2 pseudogenes are annotated in these 1103 nt (G+C 68.7%); one reads left to right on the top strand and one right to left on the bottom strand.

Annotated elements, in window-relative coordinates:
• Window positions 1–722: pseudogene (locus tag FMEAI12_RS35920) on the bottom strand (helix-turn-helix domain-containing protein); the annotation flags it as partial.
• An 8-nt stretch (window positions 723–730) separates the two neighbouring features.
• On the opposite strand from FMEAI12_RS35920, the pseudogene FMEAI12_RS35915 reads away from it, so the two are divergent.
• Window positions 731–1103: pseudogene (locus FMEAI12_RS35915) on the top strand (integrase core domain-containing protein); the annotation flags it as partial.

Below are 1103 nucleotides of genomic sequence, written 5' to 3'. Positions count from 1 at the left end.
GTCCATGAGGAGGTTCCGGGCTTGTTGGGTGGTCCACGGTCCGTCCGGGTGGGCGGTGACTCCGAGGATGTGGACGGTGCGGGAGCCGACCTCGATGACGAAGAAGCAGTACAGGCGCCGCAGCGTCACGGCGCAGTCCACGTGGAAGAAGTCGACGGCCAGCATCGTCGAGGCCTGCGTGCGTAGGAACTGCCGCCAGGTCGCGTCGGTCTGCCGCCTGGGCGCCGGTGGGAGACCCAGGGACTTCAGGACCCGGCGGATCGTGGAGGCGCTGACTTGGTGGCCGAGTTTGAGGAGCTCGCCCTGGATCCGCCGGTAGCCCCATGTCGTGTTCTCGGTCGCGAGCCGCTCGATCAGTGCGGCGATCTCCGTGCTGACCGGAGGTCGTCCCGTTCGCCTCGGGTCCATTTTCGGGCGAGGAGATCACGGTGCCAGCGCAACACGGTGGCCGGGGTGACGAAGAACGAACCCCAGCGGGCCCGGGGTAGCAGCCGGGACAGGGCTGCGAGGATCATCCGATCCGCCGGTTCCAGTGTCGGGCGGTTCACCTGCCGTCGCAGCACCGCCACCTGGTGTCGCAGGACGAGGAGCTCCACGTCTTTCGCGGTGTCGCCACGCACGCGGAGCAACGTCAGTCCGAGAGCGTTGCGTGTCAGGGCGTGGAGCAGCGACCACACCATGACCATCCAGCCTGCCCGACACAGGCCCTGTCCGGCGAGCAAACGCGCAGGTCACCGCTCACCCGGACGGACCGTGGACCACCCAACAAGCCCGGAACCTCCTCATGGACTTCGGCGACCGGGCGGCCGACTTCCAATTTCTGGTTCGTGACCGGGCCGGCCAGTTCACCGCCTCCTTCGGCGCGGTCCTCGCCGACGCCGGCATCACCACCGTCACGATCCCACCCCGGACGCCCCGGGCGAACGCCTACGCGGAACGGTTCGTCCGCACGGTCCGGACCGAGGTCACCGACCGGATGCTGATCTTCGGCGAGCGGCATCTGCGTACCCTCCTGGTCGAGTACGCGGCCCACTACAACGGACGACGACCCCACCGCGGCCGCGACCTTCAACCACCACGGCCCGACCACCCCATCGCAGACC

Source organism: Parafrankia sp. Ea1.12 (assembly GCF_900465275.1).
GTDB classification, from domain to species: Bacteria; Actinomycetota; Actinomycetes; order Frankiales; family Frankiaceae; genus Parafrankia; species Parafrankia soli.
The sequence above is the reverse complement of the archived record's forward strand: the minus strand, read 5'-3'. Positions and strand labels throughout refer to the sequence as shown.